Annotated in this window: 16 protein-coding genes and 1 pseudogene; 5 read left to right on the plus strand and 12 right to left on the minus strand. The window is 60.3% G+C overall.

Annotation, left to right across the window (positions count from 1 at the left end):
* Positions 1–33 precede the first annotated feature (33 nt).
* Complete coding sequence (locus tag AC1MEW_RS14115; protein WP_480426688.1) at positions 34–4,545, plus strand: hemagglutinin repeat-containing protein; 4,512 nt, start codon at positions 34–36, stop codon at positions 4,543–4,545.
* A 133-nt stretch (positions 4,546–4,678) separates the two neighbouring features.
* Here AC1MEW_RS14115 and AC1MEW_RS14120 read toward each other — a convergent pair whose 3' ends face one another.
* The 6 genes and pseudogenes from AC1MEW_RS14120 to AC1MEW_RS14145 all read right to left on the minus strand — a co-directional run bounded on the left by AC1MEW_RS14120 (position 4,679) and on the right by AC1MEW_RS14145 (position 13,585).
* The gene (locus AC1MEW_RS14120) at positions 4,679–6,115 is read right to left on the minus strand and encodes an efflux transporter outer membrane subunit (protein ID WP_480426689.1); all 1,437 of its coding nucleotides are present in this window, start codon (positions 6,113–6,115) and stop codon (positions 4,679–4,681) included.
* On the minus strand, positions 6,108–7,229 hold the full coding sequence (locus AC1MEW_RS14125; RefSeq protein WP_322270933.1) for an efflux RND transporter periplasmic adaptor subunit: 1,122 nt from the start codon (positions 7,227–7,229) through the stop codon (positions 6,108–6,110). The genes AC1MEW_RS14120 and AC1MEW_RS14125 overlap by 8 nt, the downstream gene beginning before the upstream one ends.
* 61 nt (positions 7,230–7,290) lie before the next feature.
* On the minus strand, positions 7,291–10,476 hold the full coding sequence (locus tag AC1MEW_RS14130; protein ID WP_480426691.1) for an efflux RND transporter permease subunit: 3,186 nt from the start codon (positions 10,474–10,476) through the stop codon (positions 7,291–7,293).
* A gap of 389 nt (positions 10,477–10,865) precedes the next feature.
* Complete coding sequence (locus AC1MEW_RS14135; RefSeq protein WP_480426692.1) at positions 10,866–11,801, minus strand: choline ABC transporter substrate-binding protein; 936 nt, start codon at positions 11,799–11,801, stop codon at positions 10,866–10,868.
* Between the two features lie 230 nt (positions 11,802–12,031).
* A pseudogene (locus tag AC1MEW_RS14140) lies at positions 12,032–12,241 on the minus strand (aromatic ring-hydroxylating oxygenase subunit alpha); the annotation flags it as partial.
* A 162-nt stretch (positions 12,242–12,403) separates the two neighbouring features.
* Positions 12,404–13,585: an acetyl-CoA C-acyltransferase family protein gene (locus AC1MEW_RS14145; protein ID WP_322269159.1), complete on the minus strand. Its 1,182-nt coding sequence runs from the start codon at positions 13,583–13,585 to the stop codon at positions 12,404–12,406.
* A gap of 345 nt (positions 13,586–13,930) precedes the next feature.
* On the opposite strand from AC1MEW_RS14145, the gene AC1MEW_RS14150 reads away from it, so the two are divergent.
* The 3 genes from AC1MEW_RS14150 (at position 13,931) to AC1MEW_RS14160 (ending at position 18,024) form a co-directional block, all read left to right on the plus strand.
* Positions 13,931–14,431 (plus strand): sigma-70 family RNA polymerase sigma factor, encoded by a 501-nt coding sequence (locus AC1MEW_RS14150; protein ID WP_201204853.1) that lies wholly within the window; start codon positions 13,931–13,933, stop codon positions 14,429–14,431.
* 97 nt (positions 14,432–14,528) lie between these two features.
* Complete coding sequence (locus AC1MEW_RS14155; protein ID WP_322269157.1) at positions 14,529–15,503, plus strand: FecR family protein; 975 nt, start codon at positions 14,529–14,531, stop codon at positions 15,501–15,503.
* Between the two features lie 97 nt (positions 15,504–15,600).
* Positions 15,601–18,024: a TonB-dependent siderophore receptor gene (locus AC1MEW_RS14160; RefSeq protein WP_480426694.1), complete on the plus strand. Its 2,424-nt coding sequence runs from the start codon at positions 15,601–15,603 to the stop codon at positions 18,022–18,024.
* A 115-nt stretch (positions 18,025–18,139) separates the two neighbouring features.
* Here AC1MEW_RS14160 and AC1MEW_RS14165 read toward each other — a convergent pair whose 3' ends face one another.
* Both AC1MEW_RS14165 and AC1MEW_RS14170 read right to left on the minus strand, forming a co-directional pair.
* Positions 18,140–19,291 carry an MFS transporter gene (locus tag AC1MEW_RS14165; protein ID WP_201204847.1) on the minus strand — a complete coding sequence of 384 codons (1,152 nt, stop codon included), beginning with the start codon at positions 19,289–19,291 and terminating at the stop codon, positions 18,140–18,142.
* Between the two features lie 131 nt (positions 19,292–19,422).
* Positions 19,423–19,674, minus strand: coding sequence for a hypothetical protein (locus tag AC1MEW_RS14170; RefSeq protein WP_322269154.1), 252 nt, complete (start codon positions 19,672–19,674; stop codon positions 19,423–19,425).
* A 92-nt stretch (positions 19,675–19,766) separates the two neighbouring features.
* Here AC1MEW_RS14170 and AC1MEW_RS14175 point away from each other — a divergent pair, with 92 nt between their 5' ends.
* Positions 19,767–20,543 (plus strand): AraC family transcriptional regulator, encoded by a 777-nt coding sequence (locus tag AC1MEW_RS14175; RefSeq protein WP_322270932.1) that lies wholly within the window; start codon positions 19,767–19,769, stop codon positions 20,541–20,543.
* Between the two features lie 5 nt (positions 20,544–20,548).
* Here AC1MEW_RS14175 and AC1MEW_RS14180 read toward each other — a convergent pair whose 3' ends face one another.
* From AC1MEW_RS14180 to AC1MEW_RS14195, 4 genes are read right to left on the minus strand one after another with little or no spacing between them, the layout of a single operon-like run.
* Entirely contained in the window at positions 20,549–20,764 is a 216-nt protein-coding gene (locus AC1MEW_RS14180) for a hypothetical protein (RefSeq protein WP_322269153.1), read from the minus strand.
* Between the two features lie 43 nt (positions 20,765–20,807).
* Positions 20,808–21,719 (minus strand): tetratricopeptide repeat protein, encoded by a 912-nt coding sequence (locus tag AC1MEW_RS14185; RefSeq protein WP_480426696.1) that lies wholly within the window; start codon positions 21,717–21,719, stop codon positions 20,808–20,810.
* Positions 21,700–23,886, minus strand: a complete 2,187-nt coding sequence (locus AC1MEW_RS14190; protein ID WP_480426697.1) for a phospholipase D-like domain-containing protein — start codon at positions 23,884–23,886, stop codon at positions 21,700–21,702. The genes AC1MEW_RS14185 and AC1MEW_RS14190 overlap by 20 nt, the downstream gene beginning before the upstream one ends.
* A gap of 17 nt (positions 23,887–23,903) precedes the next feature.
* Positions 23,904–26,264: a type VI secretion system Vgr family protein gene (locus tag AC1MEW_RS14195; RefSeq protein WP_480426698.1), complete on the minus strand. Its 2,361-nt coding sequence runs from the start codon at positions 26,262–26,264 to the stop codon at positions 23,904–23,906.
* Between the last annotated feature and the right edge of the window lie 68 nt (positions 26,265–26,332).

Raw genomic sequence — 26,332 nt, forward strand, 5'->3', positions numbered from 1 at the left:
AACGTGATGCCGCACTTTAATTGAGAGGTTTTTATGCCTGCACAGACATTTGCGTTCCATCTTTCCCCACGGGGCAAACTGCGCTGGGCGATTGCCAGCCTGTTCCTGATTGCCCATCTGCCCAGCGCCTTCGCGGGTGGTGTGGTGGTCGCGCCGGGGCCCGGCGGCACCGCACAACTGCAAACCCAGGGCGGCGTGCCCATCGTCAACATCGTTGCGCCCAATGGTTCCGGCCTGTCGCATAACCAGTTTCTGGACTACAACGTCGACCGCCAGGGCTTGGTGCTGAACAACGCCTTGCAGGCCGGGCAATCCCAGCTCGCCGGGCAACTGGCGGCCAACCCGCAGTTCCAGGGCCACGCCGCGAGCGTGATCCTCAACGAAGTGATCAGCCGCAACGCCTCGACCCTCAACGGCGCCCAGGAAATCTTCGGCAAATCCGCCGATTACGTGTTGGCCAACCCCAACGGTATCTCGGTGAACGGCGGCAGTTTCATCAACACGCCGAACGCCAACCTAGTGGTCGGTCGCCCCGAATTGAACGACGGCAAGCTGCAAGCCCTGAGCACCCGTGACGCCAAGGGCAGCTTGCAGATTCAAGGCGCGGGCCTGCAAAACCGCGAAGGCTCGATCAACCTGATCGCACCGCGTATCGATAGCCAGGGCAGCCTCAGTGCGCGGGATCAACTGAACCTCACGGTCGGCCGCAATCAGGTGGACTACGCCAGCGGCCAGGTGAAAGCCGTCGATCCGGCGGGGAACACCACCGACCAACGCATCGATGCCAGCCTGTTCGGCGCGATGCAGGCTGGGCGCATCAACATCGTCAGCACTGCCGAAGGCGCGGGCGTGCGGGTTGGCCCGGTGCAAGTGGCGGGCCGCGATGGCGTGCAGATTCGTTCCGCTGGCGACCTGAGCATCAGCGGTCAAGCCGTTGCCGACAGCCTCGACGTCACCCGTGCCGGCGTGCGCAGCAACCAGGGTGATGTCGGCCTGCACAGCGGCAAAGACTTGACCCTGGCCGCTGCCGACGTGAGTGGCCGCGACGTCAAACTCGACGCCAAACGCAACCTGACCCTGACCACCGTCGAAAGCCGCAAGCTCCAGCAGACTCGCGAAAACTGGAACAACAGCACCATCGGCATCACCTGGGAAACCTACGACCGGACCCAGACCGACAGCGACTCGCGCCAGCACGGCAGCCAGATTCTTGCCAGCCGTGACGCGCAGCTTTCCTCCGGTGGCGACACCGAACTCAAGGCGGCCAAAGTCGATGCGGCAAACAATTTGAACCTCCAAAGCGGCGGCGACCTGCGCCTGACCGCCGCCACCGAAAGCCACACCCAAACCGACCAGGGCAACCACCGCAAACACCTGTGGAAAGCCAACTGGGACACCAGCAGCGAAGAACAACGCAGCATCACCAGTCAGTTGAAGGGCGGAAATATCGCCCTGGCCACGGCGGCATTGCTGCGTTCCGAAGGTGCGCAATTGTCTAGCAAGGGCGACATCAACCTCGCCGGCAAACAGGTCGAAATCACCAGCGCCAGCCGCACCCAGCGCAAGAGCGACAACAGCTACTCGGGCGATTTGGTCGGTGGCGGTTTCTTCGGCAAGACCGGCGACGCCGATCAAGGCAAAACCCAAAACCAGGGCAGCAAGGTCAACGCTACCGGCAAACTGATCGTCAAGGCTGACGACGTGCGCATCAGCGGTAGCCAGGTGCGCGGCGGCACTGAGGCCAGTGTTGTCAGCGACAAGGGTTCGCTGATCATCGATGGCGTGCAGGACACCTCCCACGCCAACAGCCACGACAAGGACAGCAAGTTCTTCGGCATCACCAAGGACGAAACCCGGCAGAACGCCAAGGACAGCACCACGGTGCGCAGCGAGCTGACCTCCGACAGCAACCTCAAGCTCAAGAGCGCCAAGGACATTGAAGTGGCCGGCGCGACGGTCAAGGCCGATGGCACCCTGAGCGTTGATGCGGCGGGGGATGTGAACGTACATTCTGCGCAAAACACCAGCGACAGCAGCAAAACCACCGAGACCCGTGGCTTCGACGCCTACGCCAAGGAAAACGCCCCGGACGCCGGCCAGTACCGCGCCGGTGTGCATTACGAAGACAAGCAACAAACCGTGACCAGCAACGACGTCAAGCAGCAGGGCTCCAGCCTCAGCGGCGGCAACGTGCAACTGGCGGCGGGCGGCGACCTGATGCTCAAGGGCGCCGAGGTCAAAGCCACCAACGGTGACGCGACCCTGACCGGCAAAAACGTCTCGCTGCTGGCCGAGCAGGATAGCCACAGCACTTCGACCGATAAAACCAGCACCAGCGGCGGTTTCTACTACACCGGCGGCCTCGACCGCGCCGGAAGTGGTGTCGATTTCGCCCACAACACCTCGCAAGACACCGCCAGCAAAACCACGGCGCAAACCACCAGCGTCCAAAGCAGCGGCAACCTGAACATCAATACCGGAAAGCTCACCACCGAAGGCGCGCATCTTGATGCCGGCAAAGGTCTGGATGTCGCGGCGGACGAGGTCGACAATCGCGCTGCAAGCAACACCGACAGCAGCACTCATCACGAGAGCAACTGGTCGGCGGATATTGGCGCCAACGTCGAATACAAAGACATCGCCCGACCCATCGCCGGGGCAGTCAAGGACGTGTTGAACGGCAAGGTGCCGGACAAGGACGCGTTGGCCAATCTCGGTCAGCCGAATGTCGGCATCGACGTGGCTATCGGTCACCAGGATGCCAGCCATACCGAGCAAACCGGCAACGCCGTGGTCAGCCAGTTCAAGGGCGGCACCGTGGACGTCAAGGTCGCCGGTACCTTGCAGGACCAGGGTACCCAATACCAGGCGAGTTCGGGCAAGGTGAACATCAGCGCCGACGCGTTGGTGGCGAGCGCCGCGAGCAACACCCACAGCCGCACCGATCAGGCGCTGGACGCCAAGGCTGACGTGCGGGTCTACACCAAAACCGGTGAAGACGTGAACGTTGCCGGCAGCGGTGCGGGCGGCAGCAGCCAGACGCGCAAAGACAGCTCCACCGCGGTGGCTGGCAACTATGCCGGCAGCGACGGGGTGAACATCAACCTGCGCGAAAAGGGTCAGTTTGAAGGCAGCCATTTCGATGGCGGGCAGGGCGGGGTTTCGATCAAGACCGGCGGTGAGCTGGCGCTGAATCAGGCCAACGACCGTCAGAGCAGTGACACCTCCAGTCTGCGCGGCAATGGCTCGCTGAACGTCGGCACGGCGCCAGGCACTAACGGCACCAATGTTGATCTGGGCGCCGGCTTCCAGCTCGATCACACCGGCAAACAGACGCAAGACAGCCAGGCTCAGGTCGCGAGTATTCAGGGCAAAGGCCCAGTGGTGTTGAGCAGTGGTGGCGATCAAATCCTCCAAGGGACGAAGGTTGATACGGCAGGCGGCATCGACTTGAAGGCTGACGGCAAACTCGATCTGCAAGCGGCGACCGACACGCACAGCGCCTCGGGCAGCAACCTTGGCGGTGGTCTGAAGGTGGGTGGTAGTAAAACCAGTACTGAGAAAAGCGCTGATCAGGGCGGCAATTTGAGCGGCAATTTCAACATCGGTCGGGTCAACGAAAACACCCAAACCTTGACCGGTGGCCAGCTCAACAGTCAGGGCAACATCGCTCTCAGCGGTGAGGCTATCCACCTGCAAGGCACCCAGGTCAGCGCCCCGAGCGTCAGCCTTGATGCGCAGCAGGGTGGGATCAATCAGGAATCGGCCCAGTCCACGCAGAACCGCACTAACTGGAATGTCGCGCTGAATGCGGGCGGCAACCTGAGCAACAGCACACCGGTTGTTGTGGATGAAAAGAACGTTGCCAGCAGTGACCACGGCTTCAATGCCGGGGCCAAGGTTGGGGTTGATCACCTGAAAGGCACGACGCAGCAGAACAGTCAGATCAAGGCTGACAGCGTCATCGTCAATTCTTCCGGGGATGTGCATCTGGCCGGTGCGCGGATCGATGCCGGGACCGTCAGCGGCAAGGTGGGCGGTGATCTGACCGTGGAAAGCCGTCAGGACAGCCAGACCAGCGCTAAGGTCGACGTTGACTTGGGCCTGACCGCGACAAAAGCAAAACCAGCCGAGAAGGATAAAGTCGCCGACAATGCCAAACTCGGCGGCACTGACTACAAACCGACCCTGAAAGCCGACGGCGGTTATGCGCACAAGGACAGCGTCGGCCAGGCCTCGGGTATCAGCGGCACACAAGGTGTGGATCTGAAGGTTGGCGGCGCCACGCAACTGACCGGCGCACGGATTGCCTCGACCGAAGCCCGGGTGGATCTGGGCGGCTCGAAAGTCAGCACCACGGACCTGAGCAACCGCGACTACGGCATCAACGCAGGTCTCGATCTGCCTGAGAAACCGAAAGCCGAGGGCAGCAAACCTGAGGTTTCGGCTGCGGGTGAACACAGCGTCAAACTAGGTCCTGTAACCATTGGCGGCCATTACGACAGCCAGTCGCTGCAGGCCGGGATTGACGAGAAAAACATCTAAGCACCACGTCCCCCTGTGGGAGCGGGCTTGCTCGCGAAAGCGGTCGTCCAGTCGACAACACAGTTGCCTGACACACCGCCATCGCGAGCAAGCCTGCTCCCACATTTAAATCGCTATCAGCCGGGAGTCTGGCTCAGTTCTTCTGCGCCGAAATGCTCGCCAATTCCTCGCTCGACCACCCACCACCCAACGCTTTGATCAACCCCACATTGGCGCTCAACTGGCGGGTCTGTAAATCCAGAACGCTGCTTTGTGCCTGTAACGCCGTGGTCTGCGCAGTCACGACATCCAGGTAACCGATCGCACCCTGGCGGTATTGGTCCATGGCCAGGTTCTCCGATTGTTGTGCGGCGTCCGCTGCGTCGCGCTGGTCCTTGAGGGCGGAACCCAATCCGGACACCAGCGACAGGTTGTCTTCGACCTGGGCAAACGCCGCGAGCACCACGCTGCGATAGTGCGCGCCGGCCTCTTCGGTGGCGGCTCTGGCGGCGTCCAGTTCGGCTTGATGCGCGCCTCCGTCAAAAATGGTCCCCAGCAGTGACGGTCCGATGACCCAGAACAGATTGGGTGCCGAGAGCAATTTGGCGTACTCGGCGCTTTGAAAACCGGCCTGGGCACTCAGGGTCAGGCTGGGATAAAACGCCGCGCGGGCGACGCCGATTTTTGCGTTGGCTTCGGCGGTCCGGCGTTCGGCGGCAGCGATGTCGGGGCGGCGCTGCAACAGGGTCGATGGCAACCCGACGGGTACCACAGGCAGGGTCACGACGCGGGTGCTTTGAGCGATGGAAAAGTCCGAGGCCGACGCCCCCACCAGCGCTGCAATGGCATGTTCCAGCAGGGCACGTTGCGCGATGTTCTGGGTCAACTGCGACTTGGTCGAAGACAGCTGCGTGCGAGCACGCGCCACGTCCAGCCCCGAGACAATGCCGCCGTCATGCAGGCCCTGCGTCAGGTTCAACGCTTTCTCGAACGCCGCCCCAGTCGCCGTCAGCAGCCGGGTCTGCTGATCCAGGCCTCGCAGGCGAATGTAGGTGTCGGCCAGTTGCGTTTGCAGGCTCAGGCGCGCCGAGGCCAGGTCGGCTTTCTGCGCCTGGGCCTCGTCCTTGCCCGCGGCGACCGTATCGCGCACGCGGCCCCACAAATCCACTTCGTAATCGACCTCGGCGCCCAAGGTGACCGAGTTGTACTCGTCGGGCCCGCCGGAGCGCAGCGGTTTATTGTCCGACTGACGAATGCGTTGCGGGTTGGCGTTGCCGGTGATCGTGGGGAACAATCCCGACGCCACTTGCCTGACGAACGCCTGAGCCTGGGCGTAGTGCGCCAGTGCGGCGCTCAGGTCCGGGTTGTTGTGCCGCAATTGCTGTTGCAGCGCGTCGAGTTGCGGATCGTTATACATCTGCCACCAGCCATCGCGACTCAACTGGTCCGACGGCTGCGCCGTGGTCCAGGGTGCGACGCTGCGAAACTGCGCGGCCACGGGGGTTGTCGGCACATGGTAAGCGGGGGCAAGCGAGCAGGCGCTGAGCCCCAACAACGCGCCCAATGCGCAAAACGTCTTCCGGTCAGCCATTGCCTTTGGCTCCCTTGTCGGGCTGCACGACTTGCACGCTGTCATCATCGGCGAGGCCGTCAGGTGGCGTGTCGATCACCCGGTCACTGGCCGACAACCCCGAGCCGACTTCCACCGAATCACCCAGCTCACGGGCAATGGTGATGGTTTTGAAGCGCACCTTATCGTTCGCATCGAGGGTCGCCACCCGCAGGCCATGTTCGTCGAAGATCAACGCGCTGGCCGGTAACCGCAAGGCGTTGACCTGTACCGGTAACTTGAACTCGACATTGGTGAACCCGCCCGGTATCAGGCGCCCGCCAGGGTTATCGACGAGCAGTTGAACCAGTGTGGTGCCCGACGTGGCGTTGACCGAGTCAGCGGTGGCGATGACCCGCGCGGCAAACTGCTCCTTCTGATACTCGGGCACCGTCAGGCTGGCACTGGTGCCGGCTCGCACCAGCGGCGAAAACGTCTGTGGCACCTGCACGTAAACCCGCAGGCGGCTGACGTCTGACACGACGAACAACTCCGGCCCGTTCGCGCCGCTGCCGGCATTGATCAATGCCCCGACATCGGTCTCGCGCGCCGTCACCACGCCATCGAACGGCGCGACCAGGCGCTGGAAGCCCTTGGTCGCCACCAGCCGATCGACATTGGCTTTGGCCGCCATCACCTGCGCCTGTTTGGCGCTCAGGTCACCGGTGCGCTGGTCGACGTCCTGGCGCGATACGGAATCGGAAGCCAGCATCGCTTGCCAGCGTTTCGCAGTGGTGGACGCCAGTGACTCGTTTGCCTGGGCGCTGGCCAGGTCGGCGCGAGCCTGAAGCAGTTGCTGATCGAGTTCGGGAGCGTCGATTTCAGCGAGCAACTGCCCGGCCTTGACCGGTGCGCCGATGTCGAATTTCCAAGACTTCAGATAGCCGCTGACGCGGGCGAAGATCGAGGCTCTGGAATAGGCCTCCAACCGCCCCGGCAAATTAAGCACCGGACCTTGCGGGGCCACGCTCGGGGAAATCAGCACCACGTTGGGCAGCGCCTGTTTGTCGGTCCAGTCCTTGAGGGTGCGTGACTCACTCACGCGCCAGATGACGCACGCGATCACGATCAGCACCAGCATCAACACGGCCAGCATGATTCGCCAATGGCTGGTCCTGTGGTGTGCCGTGCTGGCTTGGGTCTTGTCGTCGGACATGTCAGGCCTCTTGAGTCGCGGTGGCCGGGACAGACTCGCTGTCGTCGCGGGCGTGGACGATGCTGAAAATCACCGGCACCAGAAACAGCGTCGCCACTGTGGCAAAGGCCAACCCGCCGATCACCGCTCGGCCCAGCGGGGCATTCTGCTCGGCGCCTTCACCCAGGCTCAGGGCCATGGGCGTCATGCCGATGATCATTGCCAGTGCGGTCATCAGCACTGGGCGGAACCGGGTAAAACCGGCCTCCAGCGCCGAGGCAATGGAGTCGCCGTGGGCGTCCAGGCGTTCACGGCAGAAACTGACCACCAGAATCGCGTTGGCCGTCGCCACGCCGATACACATGATCGCGCCGGTCAGCGCCGGCACCGACAATGGCGTGTGAGTGAGGAACAACATCCAGACGATACCCGCCAACGCCGCGGGCAGGGCCATGAGAATGACAAACGGGTCCAGCCACGACTGGAAGTTGACCACGATCACCAGATAGATCAGCACCACGGCCCCGAGCAAGCCGAACAGCATGCCGTTGAACGCACTGTTCATGGTTTGCACCTGACCGAGCAACGCCACTTTCGAGCCCTTGGGCACGTCCTTGGCGTGGGCGTTGATGATGTCCTGAATGTCCGCAGCCACGGCGCCGAGGTCGCGGTCCTGGGTAGAAGCGTAAATCTCCACCACCGGCTGCAGCTCCGACTGGCTGAACACCGAGTGGCTGTTGGTCCGTTCAAGGGTCGCCAGGCCGCCGAGAATCTGTTCGTCGTTGCCCGCGCCGGTCGGGCTGAGCGGCAAGTTGTTTAAGGCGGACAGGGAGTCGAGGTTGTACTGCGGCGTCTGCATCACGATCGGGTAGGAGATGCCATTGGTATTGTTCAGCCAGTAAGTCGGCGCCACCTGACTGGACCCCGCGAGGTTGACCACCAGACTATTGGTGACATCGCGTTCGGTTATACCGACCAGTTGCGCACGGGTGCGGTCGACGTTGACCTTGAAGGTCGGCAGTTGTTGGGACTGCTGGATCCGCGCATCGGCGACCCCCGGCACGCGACGGATTTCGCGCAGCAAGGTGTTGGCATAGGTGAAATTGGCGGTCTGGTTGCTCCCCTGGATTTGCAGGTCAATCGGTGCTGAAGCGCCGAAATTCAGAATCTGCCCGACGATGTCCGCCGGTGGAAATGAAAACACCAGGCTGGGAAATTGTCGCGGCAGTTGTTCGCGCATTTGCCGCATGTATTCGGCGCTGGGGCGATGGCCGTCGTTGAGCTTGATATGGATGTCACTGTCCTGGGAGCCCACGGTCCCGGTGTTGTTGTAGGTGATATTGATGCCGCTGATCGACAGGCCGATGTTATCGACCACTGAGCCGAGGTCCGCCGGCGGGATGATGCGGCGGATCGAGTCTTCGACGTTGAAAATGAATTCGGCGGTCTTCTCTACCCGCGTGCCGACCGGTGCGCGCACGTGCAATAGGATCTGCCCGGCATCGACGGCCGGAAAAAAGTTGCGTCCCAGAAATGGCACGAGGGTGAACGACAGCAGGACAAAGCCGAAAAAGCACACCACGAAAATCCCCCGGTGATGCAGGGTGGTTTCGAGCAGCGCGTGATAACGGTCGCGGGCGGCTTCGAAACGCTTTTCGAAGCCCCGTTGAAAACGCACCAGCGGATTGCCCGAGCGTTTGTTGTGCTCGGTTTCTTCGTCCTTGGTGTGGGGTTTGAGCAGGTAATTGGCCATGGTCGGCACCAGCGTCCGCGACAGCAGGAACGAGGCGATCATGGCGAACACCACGGCCTCGGCCATCGGCACGAACAAAAACCGGGCGATGCCTTCGAGGAAAAACATTGGCACGAACACGATGCAAATACACAGCAGAGAGACAAACGCCGGGGTGACGATCTGCGCGGCACCGTCGAGGATCGCGGTTTTTACCTCTTTGCCTTGTTCCAGGTGCCAGTTGATGTTCTCGATGGTGACGGTCGCCTCGTCCACCAGAATCCCCACCGCCAGCGCCAGGCCGCCAAGCGTCATGATGTTTAGGGTTTCGCCGAGGGCGGCGAGGGTGGCTATGGAGGCCAGGATCGACAGCGGAATGGACACGGCAATGATCACCGTCGAGCGCCAGCTGCCAAGAAACAGCAGAATCATCAGGCTGGTCAGCGCGGCAGCGATGATCCCTTCCTTGGCCACGCTGCTGATCGCGGCCCGGACAAACACCGATTGGTCTTCAATAAACTCGATTTGCAGGTTGTCGGGCAGGGCAGCCTTGGAGTCGGCGAGTTTGTCGCGGATCCCGGTGATCACGCCCAGGGTCGAGGCCGAGCCGGTCTTCAGGATGGTCAGCAACAGTGAACGGCTGCCATTGACGTGCACGATGTTGGTTTGCGGCGGGTTGCCATCGCGCACTGTCGCCACATCGCGCATCAGCACCGTGGTGCCATTGGCGGTCTTGATCGGCAGGTCTTCGAGGTCCTTGAAGTCCGTCGGCGCGTTGTTCAGCAGTAGCGGGTATTCGTAGTCGCCGATTTTTTCGGTGCCGATCGGGGTGATCAGATTCTGTGTGGCCAGCGCATTCGCCACGTCCTGACCCGAGAGCCCACGGGCCTGCAACGCCGCCGAGTCGAGATCGATCTGAATCTGCCGGGATTTACCGCCGAACGGGTAGGGGATGGCCGCCCCGGCGACGGTCGTCAGCATCAGGCGCACGGTGTTGAGTCCGATGTCTCCGAGTTTTTGCTCGCTCAAGCCTTTGCCGGACAAGGCCAGTTGAATGATCGGCACCGTCGAGGCGCTGTAGTTGAGGATCAGTGGCGGCGTCGTGGCCGGTGGCAATTGACGCAAAATCGCTTGCGACACCGAGGTCACTTGCGCGTTGGCGTTGGTGATATTGACGTTGGGCTGAAAGAAAATCTTCACGATCCCGTAGCCATTCAACGACTGTGCCTCGATGTGCCGTATGTCGTTGACCGTGGTGGTCAGTACCCGCTGGAACGGCGAGGTGATCCGCCCGGCCATCTGGTCCGGTGACAAACCGGTGAACTGCCAGATGACGGCAATGACCGGGATGCGGATCTCGGGAAAGATGTCCGTGGGTGTGCGCAATGCCGCCAACGGACCGGCGATCAGGATCAGGATTGCCAGCACGACAAAGGTATAGGGCCTTCCCAGCGCGATACGTACAAGTGCATGCATTGCAGTTATCCGGGCTGTGGACCCGGCAGCAAACCCGACGCAGGCCTGGACGCGACCGCTGGATCGACTGCCTGTCCATGGAGACTTGAGTGAGCCCGGTCGGCGACTGGATACGAAACACGATGGCCGCACTGGTGCGTGCGTTAGGGCGCGTCATGACTTCAGTGCCCCGGCTCTGCTCAAAGCAGAATAGACCTCCGTGGCTGGCACAACGCGCAAAGCGACCAAAAGCAGACGATTTCCAGATGAATATTTAGTTAGCTTTGTAAATGCTCGGGAATGAAGCGGCCGTCAACGGGTGACGGTCTCTGCAGGCGCTGGCTGGCAATGGCTTTTTCAAGGACGCCATCGCCAGCAAACCGTGCTCCTGAAGGGGTTCCCGTTCCGCGTTATTGAGCGGCCAACCGGTCACTCGCCACTTTCACCCCATCGCGCCCATCCCGACTACTCACCCCCACCAACCACGATTCCAGCACTTGCGGATTGGCCTTCAACCACGCCTTCGCCGCCTCCCGCGGCTTCTGGTTCTGATTCAACACCGCGTCCATCAACTGGTTCTCCATGGCCAGACTGAACTCCATGTTCTGCAGCAACTTGCCGACATTGCTGCATTGCGTGAGGTAGTCCTTGCGCACGTTGGTGTAGACCGTTGCCTGACCAAAATTCGGCCCGAAGTACTCATCGCCACCGCTGAGGTACTTCATCTTGTTGCGGGTGTTCATCGGGTGCGGTTCCCAGCCGAGGAACACCATCCATTCGTTTTTGCGGGTAGCGCGCTTGAGTTGCGAGAGCATGGCCGCTTCGCTGGATTCGACAACTTTGAAGTCCTTGAGGCCGAAGGCGTCCTTGTCGATCATGCTCTGGATCAGGCGATTGCCGTCGTTGCCCGGTTCGATGCCATAGATCTGGCCGTTGAGTTTGTCCTTGAATTTGGCGATGTCGGCAAAATCATGCAGCCCGGCGTCGTACACGTAATCTGGCACGGCCAGGGTGTATTTGGCGCCGTGCAGGTTGGCACGAACGGTTTCTACGGTGCCGGCGTCACGGAAGGGTTTGATGTCGTTTTCGGTGGTGGGCATCCAGTTGCCGAGGAGCACGTCCAGGTCCTTGCCCGCGGCCAGGGCGCGGTAGGTTACCGGGATCGACAGCAGGGTGGTTTTGGTGGTGTAGCCGAGGGACTCCAGTACTTCGCTGGTGATGGCGGTGGTGACGGTGATATCGGTCCAGCCGACGTCGGAAAACCGCACTGTGGCGCAGGATTCAGGTTCCGCTGCGTGCACCATCAACGGCAGGGTAAGGGTTGCAAGCAAGAGCAAGGCTTTCATGGGGTCAACTCCTCGAAGGTAAACATCGGCAGCGGTTTGGGGTGTGGTGGTGTTGTTTTTATGGTGGGTGCAAAAAAAGCTGTGGCGAGTGGGCTTTCTGTGGCTTGCTCGCGCTGGGCTGCGAAGCGGCCCCTCTGCGTCCTTTCAGACAGACCGAGTTGTTTGAATCTACGACTGCTTCGCAGCCGAACGGGGTGGTGCGGCATTCCGACAAGCTCCCTCGCCACAGAAAGCCTCTTCACCACATACTGACCCGGCTCGGCGAATTCGCTGACATGCCCGGCCACGTGCCAGGCGTGCATGAAAATGTTGTCGCGCTCAGCCTTGAACAGCGTCTCGTCGAAAAAATAACGCGAGGGCAGCGTGAAGGCTTCTTCCGGATCCTGATGATCCCAACCCTCTACGGGGCTTTGCTGTTTGCGGGTCTGGAAATTTTGCATGGGACGTTCTCCACAGTGGCTGGCCGCACGGCACGGCGGCTTGTTCTGGGAGCTAATTTAGGGGGCGAGGGAGGGTGGGGATTGATGGATTGCGACCAGTTGCCGAAGGAAATCATCAAGCAGCCACGATGCCCGGTGATCCACCGGGCATTGCTCAATGATTTAAACCCGTTCGAATATCGCCGCAATTCCCTGACCGCCACCAATGCACATGGTCACCAGTGCGTAACGGCCGTTGATGCGGTGAAGTTCATGGATGGCTTTGGTCGCAATGATTGCCCCTGTCGCGCCCACCGGGTGCCCGAGGGAAATGCCCGAGCCGTTCGGGTTGACTTTGGCCGGGTCCAGTTCCAGTTCCTGACTGACCGCACACGCTTGAGCGGCGAAGGCGATGTTTGCTTCGATCACGTCCAGATCCGCCACGGTCAAACCCGCGCGTTTGAGTGCCAGGCGCGTGGCTGGAATCGGTCCCAGGCCCATCAGCTCCGGTTCAACACCTGCGTGGGCATAGCTGACCAGGCGCGCCAGAGGCCGCAGGTTGTTGGCTCGAACCGCGCTGCCGGTGGCCATGACCAGCGCAGCGGCACCATCGTTCAGGCCTGAAGCATTGCCGGCAGTCACCGAGCCGTCCTTCTTGAACGCGGGCTTCATCTGCGACAGCTGTTCGAGGGAGGTAGTGCGAGGATGCTCGTCGACGCTAAACAGCCTGGTTTCCTTGCGATCACGAACTTCGACGGCGGCGATTTGCTCGCTGAAGTAGCCATTGGCAATCGCGAACGCCGCGCGTTTTTGATCTTCCAGTGCGAGCGCGTCCTGCATCTGGCGGGTAATGCCGTTGCGCTCGGCGACGTTCTCGGCGGTGATGCCCATGTGGATACCGTGGAACGGGTCATGCAGGATGCCGAGCATGTAGTCGATGGCCTGGACGTTGCCCATGCGTGCGCCCCAGCGTGCGGAAGGCATCAGGTACGGTCCGCGGCTCATGGACTCGGCACCGGCGCCGATGGCGATTTCGGCGTCGCCCAGCAACAAGGTCTGGGCCGCACTGATAATGGCTTGCAGGCCGGAGCCGCAGAGGCGATTGACGTTGTAAGCGGGCGTCTCTTTCGCAAGGCCGGCGTTCATCGCCGCGACCCTGGAAATGTACGCATCGCGGGTTTCGGTCGGGATCACGTTGCCCATCACCAGATGACCGATCTGCGCCGGGTCCACACCGGAGCGTTGCAAGGCTGCCTTGACCGCCGTGGTCGCCAGATCGGCCAGTGGGACGTCCTTGAGCGAACCACCGAAGGTCCCGATGGCCGTGCGTGCGGCGCTGACAACAAAAACTTCTGGAGTGTTCATCACGTCTTTCCTATTGGTGAGTTCTTTTCTGCACTGCGATTGAACAGGGCGGTCAACGCCGCTTGTGTTTCATGGCAGGGAATTGCGGGGCAGAGCCAGCAGCAGGTCGGCCCGCTGCGTGTTCATGTGGTTGTCCAGCGCATCGAGCTTGTCGATGCGTGGGCACTCTAAGCGCCCGAACAGCGTTGATCTATGACGAAACGAGTCAACGAAACTGCTGCTTTTTGCCATGTTGTGCCGCACAACGCCCAGAGCTTCATCGAAAACAGCCGGTGAAGTGGAATACATTGCTTCGAGTTAATAGGAAGCATTACTATTCGCGCCTCCTCCCCACAGCACACTGCAATGACCCCCAAGCTGCCTCGCACCCACGGCTTTTTCGAGCATTACGAAGAGTTGATCGGCACCTGGACCCGTCGCCTGAGAAATCGTCAGCAGGCCGAGGATCTGGCCCATGACACCTTCGTGCGGGTGCTTGAGTCCGATTCGGCGGCGGTGGAGCAGCCTCGGGCGTATTTGCACCAGACCGCGCGCAACATTGCGGTGGATGGCTATCGGCGTGAGGATCGGCGGGGCGCCATGGAATCCGAGGCGGTTGATCACAGTGTGTCGTCGTCCGGCGACCCGGAGCATTTCATGCATGCGATCCAGTTGGCGGATTCCATCGAACAGGCCCTGACGGAGTTGCCGATCAACTGCCGCAAGGTGTTTGTCTGGCAGAAGATCGAAGGCCTGACCCAGGCGGAAATCGCCGAGCGGTTGGGGCTGTCCAAGAACATGGTGGAAAAGTATATGATCCGCACCCTGCGGCATCTGCGCGATCGCCTGGATGGGGCGCAGTCATGATTCTCGGTGCCCCGGGAAAGATCGCAGCCTTCGGCAGCTCCTACAGGGAGACGTGTCGTGACGTCCTATTTCCAACCCCGGCCAAACAGGAATTTCCATGATGGATACTCGTGATTGTGCGTGCGGGCAAACAGCGGTTCGCGACGAGGCGGCACGCTGGTTTGTGCGTTTGCAGGAGCCTGCCGTGGACGCCTTGGAACATCGACGCTTTGAGGCCTGGCTGGCTGAACACCCTCAGCATGTCGATGAGTTTCAATTGCTTCAGGGCCTGTGGACGGCGGCCGATCTGTTGCCCGCCAAACGCCTGCAAGCCTTGTGCGAAACCCCGCCGCAGCGGCGCAAGCGTCGTCCACTGGGGCGTTACGCGGTGGCCGCCAGCGTGTTGACGGTGGCGCTCGGCTTGGGCTTGTTCAGTGGCTTGAATCACCCGGCGACCTATACCGCTGAATTTTCCACGGCCCTGGGCGAGCGTCAGCATGTAGCGTTGCCGGACGGTTCGATCATCGACCTGAACAGCCGCAGCCGGGTGCAGGTGCGGTTTGAAAAGGATCGTCGCGGCATCGAGCTGAAGGAAGGCGAGGCGATGTTCAGCGTTGAGCACGACACCCGTCGACCGTTTGTGGTCGAGACCGGCAATGGCCAGGTCACGGTCACCGGCACCCGGTTCGATGTGCGCCGGGACCTGACGCAAACCAGGGTCGCGGTGGAGCAGGGCACGGTCAAGGTTCAAGGGCAGGGCGCCGATTTCATCAGCCTCACCGCCGGCCTCGGCACGCACATTGATGCCCAGGGCAAGGTGGCCGCCGCCTACGCGGTCAACCCGCACGAACTGACGGCCTGGCGCAGCGGCAAACTGGTGTTCAACAACGCCAGCCTGGCTGAAGTCGCTGCCGAAGTGTCCCGCTATCGCGAGAAGCCGCTGACGGTTGGCAACGACAAAGTGGGCAATCTGCGCCTGACCAGCGTGTTCAAATCCGACAACACTGACGCGTTGCTCAAGGCCTTGCCGAGCATCTTGCCGGTGGCGGTGCGCACGTTGTCTGACGGCAGTCAGGAAATAATTTCGCGATAGATTCAGGTTTTTTTCGAGTTCTTCGTCTTCTTGTCCAACTGCAACTGGTTTGCATTAACAGACGCATACTCTTGCGATCCACAGGACATTGTTCGACGTGAAGAAAACCACCGCTAACAACAAAAAATCCACTTGGCTGCGACTCGCCCTCGCGTTGGCCGTCAGTGCCGCGCTGCCTCAGGCGTTTGCCGCCGACGCCATTCATATTCAGGCGCAGCCGCTGGGTCAGGCCTTGAGCCAGTTGGGCCAGCAAACGTCGTTGCAGGTTTTTTTCAGCCCGGCACTGGTCGCCGGCAAACAGGCCCCGGCGGTGGACGGCAACCTGTCCCCGGAACAGGCCCTGCGCCAATTGCTGCAAGGCAGCGGTCTGGAATATCAGATTGATGAAGGCTCGGTGACCCTGACACCAGCGCCAACTGCCGCCACCAACGGACCGCTGGAACTGGGCGTGACCGACATCAAAGTGGTTGGCGACTGGCTCGGTGACGCCGATGCCGCCGTGGTGCAGAACCACCCTGGCGCCCGGACCGTGATCCGCCGCGAAGCGATGGTCGAGCAGGGTGCCATGAATGTCGGCGACGTGCTGCGTCGCGTGCCGGGTGTGCAAGTGCAAGATGCCAACGGCACCGGCGGCAGTGATATCGCCCTGAACGTCGGCGTGCGTGGCCTGACCTCGCGCTTGTCGCCGCGCTCCACCGTGTTGATCGATGGCGTACCGGCCGCGTTCGCTCCGTATGGCCAGCCGCAACTGTCGATGGCACCGATTTCCGCCGGCAACCTCGACAGCATCGACGTAGTGCGCGGCGCTGGTTCCGTACGTTACGGGCCGCAGAACGTCGGCGGCGTAATCAACTTTGTCACCCGCGCGATCCCGGAGAAAGCCACCGGTGAAATCGGCACCACCCTCGAAACCTCCGAGCACGGTGGCTGGAAGCACGTCGACACCGCGTTTGTCGGTGGTACAGCGGACAACGGCATGGGCGTCGCGCTGTTGTACACCGGGGTGAACGGCAACGGTTACCGCGAAAGCAACAACGGCAACGACATCGACGACGTGATCCTCAAGACCCACTGGGCGCCGACCGATGTTGACGATTTCAGCCTGAATTTCCACTACTACGACGCCAGCGCCGACATGCCCGGCGGCCTGACGCAGAAGCAGTACGACGCCAGCCCGTTCCAGTCCGTGCGCGACTACGACAACTTCACCGGGCGGCGCAAGGATGTCTCGTTCAAGTGGGCGCGGCAGATCGACGACCGTACTCAGGCTGAAGTGCTGACCTACTACACCGACAGCTTTCGTGGCAGCAACATCGCCGCTCGTGATCAGCAAACCCTCAGCTCTTATCCGCGGTCCTACTACACCTTGGGCATCGAGCCGCGGGTGTCGCATGTGTTTGATGTAGGCCCGACCACTCAGGAAGTCAGCGTCGGTTATCGCTACCTCAAGGAAGCGATGCACGAGCAGTCGAGCCGCGTGGCGCTGGTGAACAACCAACCGGTGATCACCCCGACGTCCGACGGCCATGTGTTCCAGGACCGTACCGGCGGCACTGAAGCCAACTCGGTGTACATCGATAACAAAATCGACGTCGGCAACTGGACCGTGACCCCGGGCGTTCGCTTCGAACACATCAGCACTGACTGGCACGACCGCGCCGTCCTCGACACCGCTGGCAAACGCGTTCCGGAGAAAAACCGCAGCATCGAAAGCAACGAACCGCTGCCAGCGCTGAGCGTGATGTATCACCTGTCCGACGCCTGGAAGCTGTTTGCCAACTACGAGACGTCGTTCGGCAGCCTGCAATATTTCCAGCTCGGCCAGGGCGGTTCGGGTGACAGCACGGCCAACGGCCTGAACCCGGAGAAGGCCAAGACTTACGAGCTCGGCACGCGCTACAACGATGACGTGTGGGGCGGGGAAGTGACGCTGTTCTACATCGACTTCGATGACGAACTGCAATACATCAGCAACGACGTGGGCTGGACCAACCTTGGCGCGACCAAGCACCAAGGCCTTGAAGCGTCGGTGCATTACGACCTGTCCGCGCTCGACCCACGGCTCGACGGCCTGACTGCCAACGCCGGTTTCACCTACACCCGTGCCACCTACGAAGGCGAGATTCCGGGCTTCAAGGGCCGTGATTTGCCATTCTATTCACGTCAGGTGGCCACGGTTGGCTTGCGTTACGACGTGAATCGCTGGACCTACAACATCGACGGTTTCGCCCAGTCCAAGCAGCGCTCGCCGGGTACTGGCGTGAATGCGGATGGCAGCTTCACCGGCAACTACATCACCGACGGCAGCGCTGACGGGCAGTACGGCGACATGCCGGGTTACGTGACCTGGAACGTGCGCGGCGGCTATGACTTCGGCTCGCAACTGTCGAACCTGAAACTCGGCGCCGGGGTGAAAAACGTGTTCGATCACCAGTACTTCACCCGTTCCAGCGACAACAACTCGGGGATCTACGTCGGGGCACCGCGCACGTTCTTCGTGCAGGCCAGCGTCGGGTTCTGATAGACCGCGGCGGCTTCATCGCGGGCAAGCCTTGCTCCTACATTGATCTGCGCCGTACACATAAATTGTGCCCGGCAAAGATCCCCTGTGGGAGCGAGCCTGCTCGCGATGCTTTTCAGACCTTCAGCACTTTTCCGCCAATGGCCACCGCCACCAGCAATACCGCCATCAACCCAAAGGCAAAGCTCAAACTGCTGCCATGGGCGACGAACCCGATCACTGCCGGGCCGGCGAGTATCCCTGCATAACCGAGGGTGGTGATGGCTGGCACAGCAATGCTTTGCGGCATGACGGTCTGTTTGCCCACTGCGGTGTACAGCACCGGCACAATGTTCGAACAACCCGCGCCGACCAGCGCATAACCCACCAGCGCCGCCTCCCAGGTCGGTGCGAATGTCGCCAGCGACAGGCCCACCGCAGCCGTCAGCCCACCAAACACAATCACTTTTGTCGCGCCCAAACGCCGGACAATCGCATCCCCTGTCAACCGCCCGGCGGTCATGGTCAGTGCAAACGCCGCATAACCCAGCCCGGCGTACGCCGTGTCGATTGCGCGCTCGGAGGTCAGGAAGACCGCGCTCCAGTCGAGCACCGCGCCTTCGGTGAGGAACACGATGAAGCACATCATGCCGATAAACAGCACGATGCCATGAGGCACTGCAAACGCCGGGCCGGAGCTTTCACTGCCGTAAGGCAGCAGATGCGGCGCGGCTTTAAGCAACGCCGCGATCAGCACCGCGATCACCACCAGCGTCGCGCCCAATGGCGAAATCCCGAGGCCAAGCAGGGCGCTGACGCCCGCCGCCCCGACAATCCCACCCAGGCTGAACAGGCCATGGAAACCCGACATCATGTTCTTGCCGCTGGCCCGCTCGACGATCACCGCTTGCAGGTTCACCGTCGAGTCCACCGTGCCCAACCCCGCGCCAAACATGAACAGCGTGGCAATCAACGCTGGAATCGACGACACCGTCGCCAACAGCGGCAGCGCCGCGCAGATCAGCAACACCCCGGCGCTTACCACGCGGCGGCAGCCGAAACGCGTGGCCAGCATCCCCGCTATCGGCATCGCCAGGATCGACCCTACCCCCAGGCACAACAGCAGCAAACCGAGCGTCCCTTCATCCATCCCGGCACGAGCCTTGGCGTAAGGCACCAGCGGCGCCCACGCAGCGATGCCGAGACCGGCGATGAAAAAAGCGACACGGGTGGACATCTGTTCCAGGCGTCCGGGAACAAATGAGAATTGGGCGTTGAGGTTGGTCATATCGATCCTTGGCAAAAAACGTCGCGTACCCAAGGGACAGTGACTCACCAGTGAGGTTCGATCAGCGTCCGCTGCGGTTCACGGTCAGGCAGGGTGACATCCTTGCACAGCCTGACCCTCCATCGCGAGCGTCAGTGGCGTTCGCACAAAATGCGCAAGTGTTGGTCACGCACTTGCAGGATCTCGAACAAACCCAACGCCCTCAGTGCCGGCAAGGCCTCGACGATGTCCTGCTCGGCCACACGCCGCTGCTCGTCGCTGGCGCCTGGGTCGGCCAGCATTCGCGCATTGATCAGAAAAGCCCCGACCGTGCCTTTGCGCACAGTCATGCCGTTGAATTGGCCTTGGTCGAGAGGGTCGGGAAGCAGGTCTTCGGCGCGCATAACGGTGTCTCCGGTTGAATGAGAGTCCAGCCTAAAGCGTTGTTCGTGGCTAAACTGCCTCATCCAAGTCATTCGATAACGTGAAACTGCCAATGGTTAAACCGCTGATATCCACAGAGCTGGCGCAGTCGTCCACCGCTGCATCGGTGCTTGCCGTTACGCTGGACAGCCCGGTTGAGCGCCAAAGTGCTCTGCACCAGCATGCCCGCGGTCAATTGCTCGGGGCGCGGCGCGGGTTGTTGTCGGTGGACGCGGCGGATCATCATTGGGTGGTGCCGGCGACTCATACGGTGTGGATTCCACCGGATTGCCCGCACGGCTTGCGCTCTCACGGTCCGTTCCATGGCTGGAGCGTCTATGTGGCGGCGGCCGCGTGTGTCGGGTTGCCGCAGCAGCCGTGCATCATCGCCACCTCGGGTCTGCTGCGAGAGGCCGTTGATCGAGCGGCGACTTGGGACGGGGGCGCACGGGATCAGCGCCAGGATCGGATCGCCCAACTCATCCTCGACGAAATCGCCGCATTGCCCGCCGAACCCTTCGGCCTGCCGCTGCCCCAGGATCCGCGAGTGCGGCGGATCACCCAGGCGCTGGTCGATGACCTCGCCGACAACCGTTCGCTGGTGCAATGGGCGCAGTGGGGCGGTGTGTCGGTACGAACCCTGGCCCGGCGTTTCGTCAGCGAAACCGGCTTCACCTTCAGCCAATGGCGCCAACGCGCGCGATTGTTGCGGGCGCTGGAGTTGCTGGCGGCGGGGGAGGCTGTGACAACGATTGCGCTGGAGTTGGGGTATGACAATGTCAGCGCGTTTATTGCGATGTTTCGGCGCTCGTTTGGGGTGACGCCGGGGCGGTATTTCACCGGGCCTTGAAGGGCTTACTCGGCGTTAGCTTTCGGCCAGCAAATCGCAATGACCCCACCGGCCAGGCTCAAGAAAAACAACACCTTGGCGGCCATGAACGCGACATCAACTTCACCGGAAACCCGTCCTCCTCCAGACGCCGCGCCGGCTACACCACCTAATCCGATCAATGCGCTGAAGAGGGAAATCGCCAGCAGTATGGCGGCGAGAATGGCGAGGGTTTTACGCATGGTGTTGCTCCTTTATTGAATGAATCTTCCTTGGGTATTCCGGCTATAGCTCTGGGCGTTGGTCCGGGTGTTCGGCGTCAAAGCCTTGTTTGGGGTGGGGAGGGAGGGGGTGGTCTTTCATGAGATTAGGGAAGCGTAGATTACGGTCAGCCCGGAGCTGTTTCCAAAGACCGGAATAAAGCTCATGAATCTTAGGGTCTGGCTGATACCCAAAGTTATATATGGGTTCAGGTTCAGACTCAAATACTCCACTGAGATAACTAAATCCCGTGGAACTACCCAGCGATGCGGCGCGCTGATAATAGAATAGAGCCCTAGGTTTGTTTTCTTTAGCTGTATCATAAAAACTTGCGGTTTTCTCTATGGCGTCGGGATTGTCCTGAGCCCCCGCACATCGGTAATAGCGCTCAGCCATGTCATCGTCCTGCTTATCCCTGGGGAGAGCAAAAGCGAAGTATTGGCCGATTTGAACCTGGGCCAATGGACTGCCTAATTGCGCTGCCTGGAACATATAAGAACTGGCCATCCGGTCCGACTTCAAAACCCCTCGTCCATTTTCGGCAACCACGGCCCAGTTGTAATAACCCAGCGGGACTTTGAGTTTCACCATGCGTTCATAGAGGTCGAGCATCTTGCTGGTGTCTTGTTCAACGCCGGGTTGCCCTGGCCAGCCCGTGCGATAGAGTCCCGCCAGGTTGTGCATCGCCTTCCAATGATCTTTGGCGATGGCTTTTTCGTAGAGCCCGACGATGGTTTTCCAGTCTTTGACACCTCGGACCTTCTCCAAGGCGCGGGCCTGTTGAAACCAGCGCTCGGCTTCCGCATCCAGTGGTGGGTTGTGGTCTTTTTCGTAGGCACAGGTAAAGGTTGGATAGGCCATGGCCGGGGCTCCACTCAGCAAAAATGAAAGAATGAGGGCACAAATAGAAATGGTTTTAGTCAATGGCTTTGGCATAAGGCGTCTCCACATCCCAAAAACGAGTTAAATGGGCAATTAATGGTTTATTTCTGCCTTTGTTTTCCCAATTCTTATCCATCACATCATTCCATTTAGCGAAATTCTCTAACCCATCACAGCGTCCCTTGTCATCGTTAAGTGACTCACCGACATGCAACTTCCACAACTCTTCCCGCCAATGCTTGGCCAGCTCAGCATCCGGTGCAGCCAGTCCTAATTCAGAGTCGGTATGCAGACTGCGGGTGTTGATATTCGCCGAACTGAGCAGACTAAAGACATCGTCCACCACCAACAGTTTTGAGTGTACGTAGATCCCACGGAAAAACGCCTGCTCCCCTTCGGACAACATGCTGCCCGGCTCGGGGCTACACGCCGTTAGCGTCGCAATGACGACCTTGAGTCCCGGTAAATCCTTGAGGGTGTAAGGTTTTGGATCTTCACTGTCATCCGATTTCGGCTTGCTGAGTTCAGGAATATCTTTTGGTTTGAGACCGCCCAGACGCTCTTCTACTTCAGGGGTGACGCCTTTTTTTTCCAACTCGGTAATCTCGCGCTTCAGTACCTCGGCTCGGTTGAGCTGAGCCCGCTGCACGTAGGGATCGTTCTGTGGATTTGCGTCCAGATACGCCACCTGGCTGCGCTTTCGGAGCGTTTCTTCGACTAGGCTGCGCTGAGCCTGAGGCATCAGTTGCTCCTGCCCCAGTTCCTGCAAGGTGGCATAGGTGGTGCTGGAAAAGCCCTTGTCGTTCGGGTTGTTGGTGACGACGAACAAGTACAACTCCTTGTCTCTACCCTTTGCGATATAAGCAGCCGCCAGTTCACGTAACTGTTTTGCAAACGGCGGGTAGCGGAAATACTGGTTTTCAAAATAGGCGTAGTTGCGCACGTTGCCTAAAGCCTTGTGGTACAGCTCCAGAATAGAGGTCTCGGCACCTTCTTGCGGTTGTGTGCGGCAAATCTGCGCCATGGTTGAGCCGGCGGCTTTGAAATTGTCCGGCTTGATGGCCTGGCGCTGATCGCGCAGGCCATCGACAAACCATTTTTTGACCCAAAAGGTTTCCCGATCCCAAGCGGTGCTGAAGTTGTGGTTCAGGTCATGCAGAGCAGGACCTTGCACTTTCATCGACAAGTCCTGCCAAGGACCGAAGCCTGGGCTACGCCGCGCGGCTTTGTCGTCATACAGGTGCGCGCTGGTATCCCAGTAATTGCGATGCATGTTGTGACCCATGACGAAGCCAACCGCGTTCGCAGTGTCTTCATAGTCCACTAACACCATCTTCTGGTGGTGGCTGGCAAACAGGGTCAACAGCAACATATGCGCAAAGTTGGTATCGGGTGCTTCCCCTTTCATCAATCGATAAAGGGTCGCCAGACGTCCTTTTTCATTGCGCATCTGTGGCCCGCGTATGGCGGCATTCAGCGGAATTTCCGTGGAGAAGTCTCGGGTACGAAACTCGACGTTCTGCATTCGCCCATCGTGGATGCGGCTGAACCACTCCCGCGTGTATTCCTCATCTTTGGGGGAATATTTGGGCGCACCAGATCCTTTGAGTTTGTTGTAGCCACCTTGGCCGTTCAGTTGTGCTTCGATGTCGGCAAGAATGCTCTGCAACTCACTTTCGCGTTGCTGATAGCGATATCCCGTGCCGTAAGCAGGCAATTGACCCGAACGCAATTTGGCCAATTCATGCTGGTTAACAGTTCTACGGTATTCGAGCTGCTGGCGAGCCTCCACAGAGCTATCAGACGCTGCGCTCCCTCTAACCATACCCGACCCCGCAGCAGTACCTCCCGAGCCCGCCAGACCATCGCCAATGATAGTGTTTTCAACAAAGTTGGCCAGCGGGTTCTTCCAGATCAGCACACGGGTCTTTACGCCATTGCGACCTCGAACATCCAGTAGCTCACCGATTCGATCACTGCCGGGCTTGAAACGCATCGCCGGGTCGAATCCCCAGCTGATGATTTCGACACTCTTTGTCGCGGCCTGAATGGCATCGTAGACAGCACCAAACGCCTTGTCACCGTTGATCAGCGGAGTGACCTTGATGCCGGCTCTCGGTGGGTACATCGCTTTGGCCGCAAACCAGTCCATGGTCAAGGCGGTGGACTTGTGCTCTTTCGGCGTCAGCTGGATCACTTCTTTGCTGTAATCAGTCGTCATTCGATTGCTTCCTGCACTCAAAGGCTCGTCGGCTTGTTTGCCGGGTTCAGGGCGGCGCCGCGATAATCATCCGTTGAGCCCAAAGGCTCAAGTTGATCGGCTTGCGCGTGGTAGTCGCGATACCCCTGGCGCGCCAATTGCTGATTTTGTGAGCCTGCTTCGCCGCTGACTTCCTTAGGCTCAATCTCGAAGCGATGACCGTTCACCAGTTCAACTGCATAAGTCTGGGTGCCTGGGACGTGATCAAACTTGATCACGCCGTCTTCGCCGGTCAGGCCTTCCTGAATCACGGCGCCATCGGCGAACAGCGTATAGGGTTCATCTTCGTAACCGGGATGACCGGGCACCGCACTGATGGTTGCGCTGAGTTTGTGAATGACTTCCGGTGCTGGTTGCGACTCGCCACGCTCAGGGACTTCACCGGCCTTGTCAGAGGCGGCGGGTAGGGGCACCAGCGGCAGGAGCGCGGCATTTCCGGTCCCGACACCCGCTGCACCTCCGGCATTCAGCTTGATGACCGGCCCCACTACGGTGATGCCTCCCGCATCCAGCTTGATGAAGCTACCGCCGGCTTTCACGGTGAGTTCCATGCCTGCTTCGATAACCATCTTTTGCCCGGCCTTGAGGTGGATCTCTTTGCCTGCGGCCATCAACTGCGCGGTGCCGAGTTTGATGTGCTGGTTCTGGCCGACGGTCAAGTGGTCGTCAGCTTTCACTTCGACCTTGCGATCCGCAATCGTGGTGCGATGTTCCTCGGACTTCAGCTCGGTGTAGGTGTTCTTTTCGACGGTGTCGTGGCGTTCGTTACCCACTCGAATTTTCTGATCATGCTCAATGTTTTCATCCCAATCCCGCTGGGCATGGAGGTAGATCTGTTCCGCGCCTTTCTTGTCTTCGATCCGCAGTTCGTTGTACCCGCCGCCACCCGGTGAGCTGAGGGTTTTGAATACGGTGCGGGTTTTGTTCGCCGGCAGGTCGTAGGGAACCTGGTTTTCCTTGTGGTACAGACAACCGGTCACCAGTGGCTGGTCAGGATCGCCTTCGAGGAAGGTCACCAGCACTTCCATGCCGATGCGCGGAATGGCGATGGCACCGTAGCGGTCGCCGGCCCAGGAGCTTGAGACGCGCATCCAGCAGCTGGTTTTGTCGTCCGCCAGACCTTCGCGGTCCCAGTGGAATTGGACTTTGATGCGGCCGTATTGGTCGCAGTGGATTTCTTCACCTTTGGGGCCGGTGACCATGGCGGTCTGACTGCCGAGGACGCGGGGTTTCGGGTGTTCAAGGGCTGGGCGGTAGAACACGTTCCATGGCGTTGCCAGGAAGCGGTTGCGGTAGCCCTGGTGGAAGTCATCTTTGTTGTCGGTGGTGTCGCTGGTCACTGACTCTTCGAGGACTTGCGGTTGTTTGCCTTCGTGGAAGATTTCGGTGAGCAGCCAGAGGTCGTTCCACGCGGTGCGCGGGTGGTCGGAGATTTCCAGGAAGTGGCCGCTGTTGAGCGTGGTTTGGTCGCCCCAGCCTTCGGCTTGTTGATAATCCGCGCGATGACGTTCCAACGCTCTCTGGCTAAGAAATTTGCCCCGCGCGCGGTCAATGAAACGACCCGGATAGTCGTAGTCTTCCAGATCCGGCTCGGTGCTTTCGCCTTCAGGTTTGTAGGCGGCTTCGAGTTGCAGGCGCGGCTTTTCAAAGTCGTAGTCGCGACGGGTGGTGCGGCTGGTGCGGGTTTCCAGGCGCATTTTGAAGCCTTTGATTACCGGTTCATCCGCAACCATTCCGCTGCCTTGCACGTAAGCAGTTGGCTGGCCGAGTTTCGGGAACACGGTCTGGTCGTCGCCGAACACCAGCAGATGGGCTTTTTCGCTGTGCTGGAAGTGGTAGTGAATGCCTTCTTCCTCGCACAGGCGCTGGATAAAGTGCAGGTCGGTTTCGTCGTACTGCACGCAGTAATCGCGGTCCGGGCACGGCTGGCTGAGCTGGAAGCTGTAGGCATTGCTCTGGATGCCGTGCTCGTCGAGGATCAGCGCGATGATTTTTGGCACCGACATCTGCTGGTAGATGCGCTGGTTGATGCGGTGCTTCAAGTAGCTCAACTGCGGCACCATCGTCAGGCTGTAGCGAGTCAGGCGTTTTCCGGAGTCACCCTGGGCGATGCGATGGATCTGCCCGTGGATGCCGCTGCCGTTGGTGTCCAGCGCCAAAAATGCCTGTTTGTGCAGCAGGGTTTCCAGATCCAGGTCAGGGTTTTCGCTGACCAGTTCCACATCGAAGGCATAGGGTTGGCTGATGCCTTCGGTGCCGCTGAACGACAGCACTTGCAGGTCGTGCTCAAGCCCTTCGATGGTCAGGCTGAAATGGGTCTGGTTGGCTGGGCTGAACATCTCTGGCTCCTTGAGGTGTCGCGGGTGCTCCATAAATTGCTGATCCGCGCACTGCTCAGAGTGCGAGA

The organism is Pseudomonas sp. ASL4 (assembly GCF_056680395.1).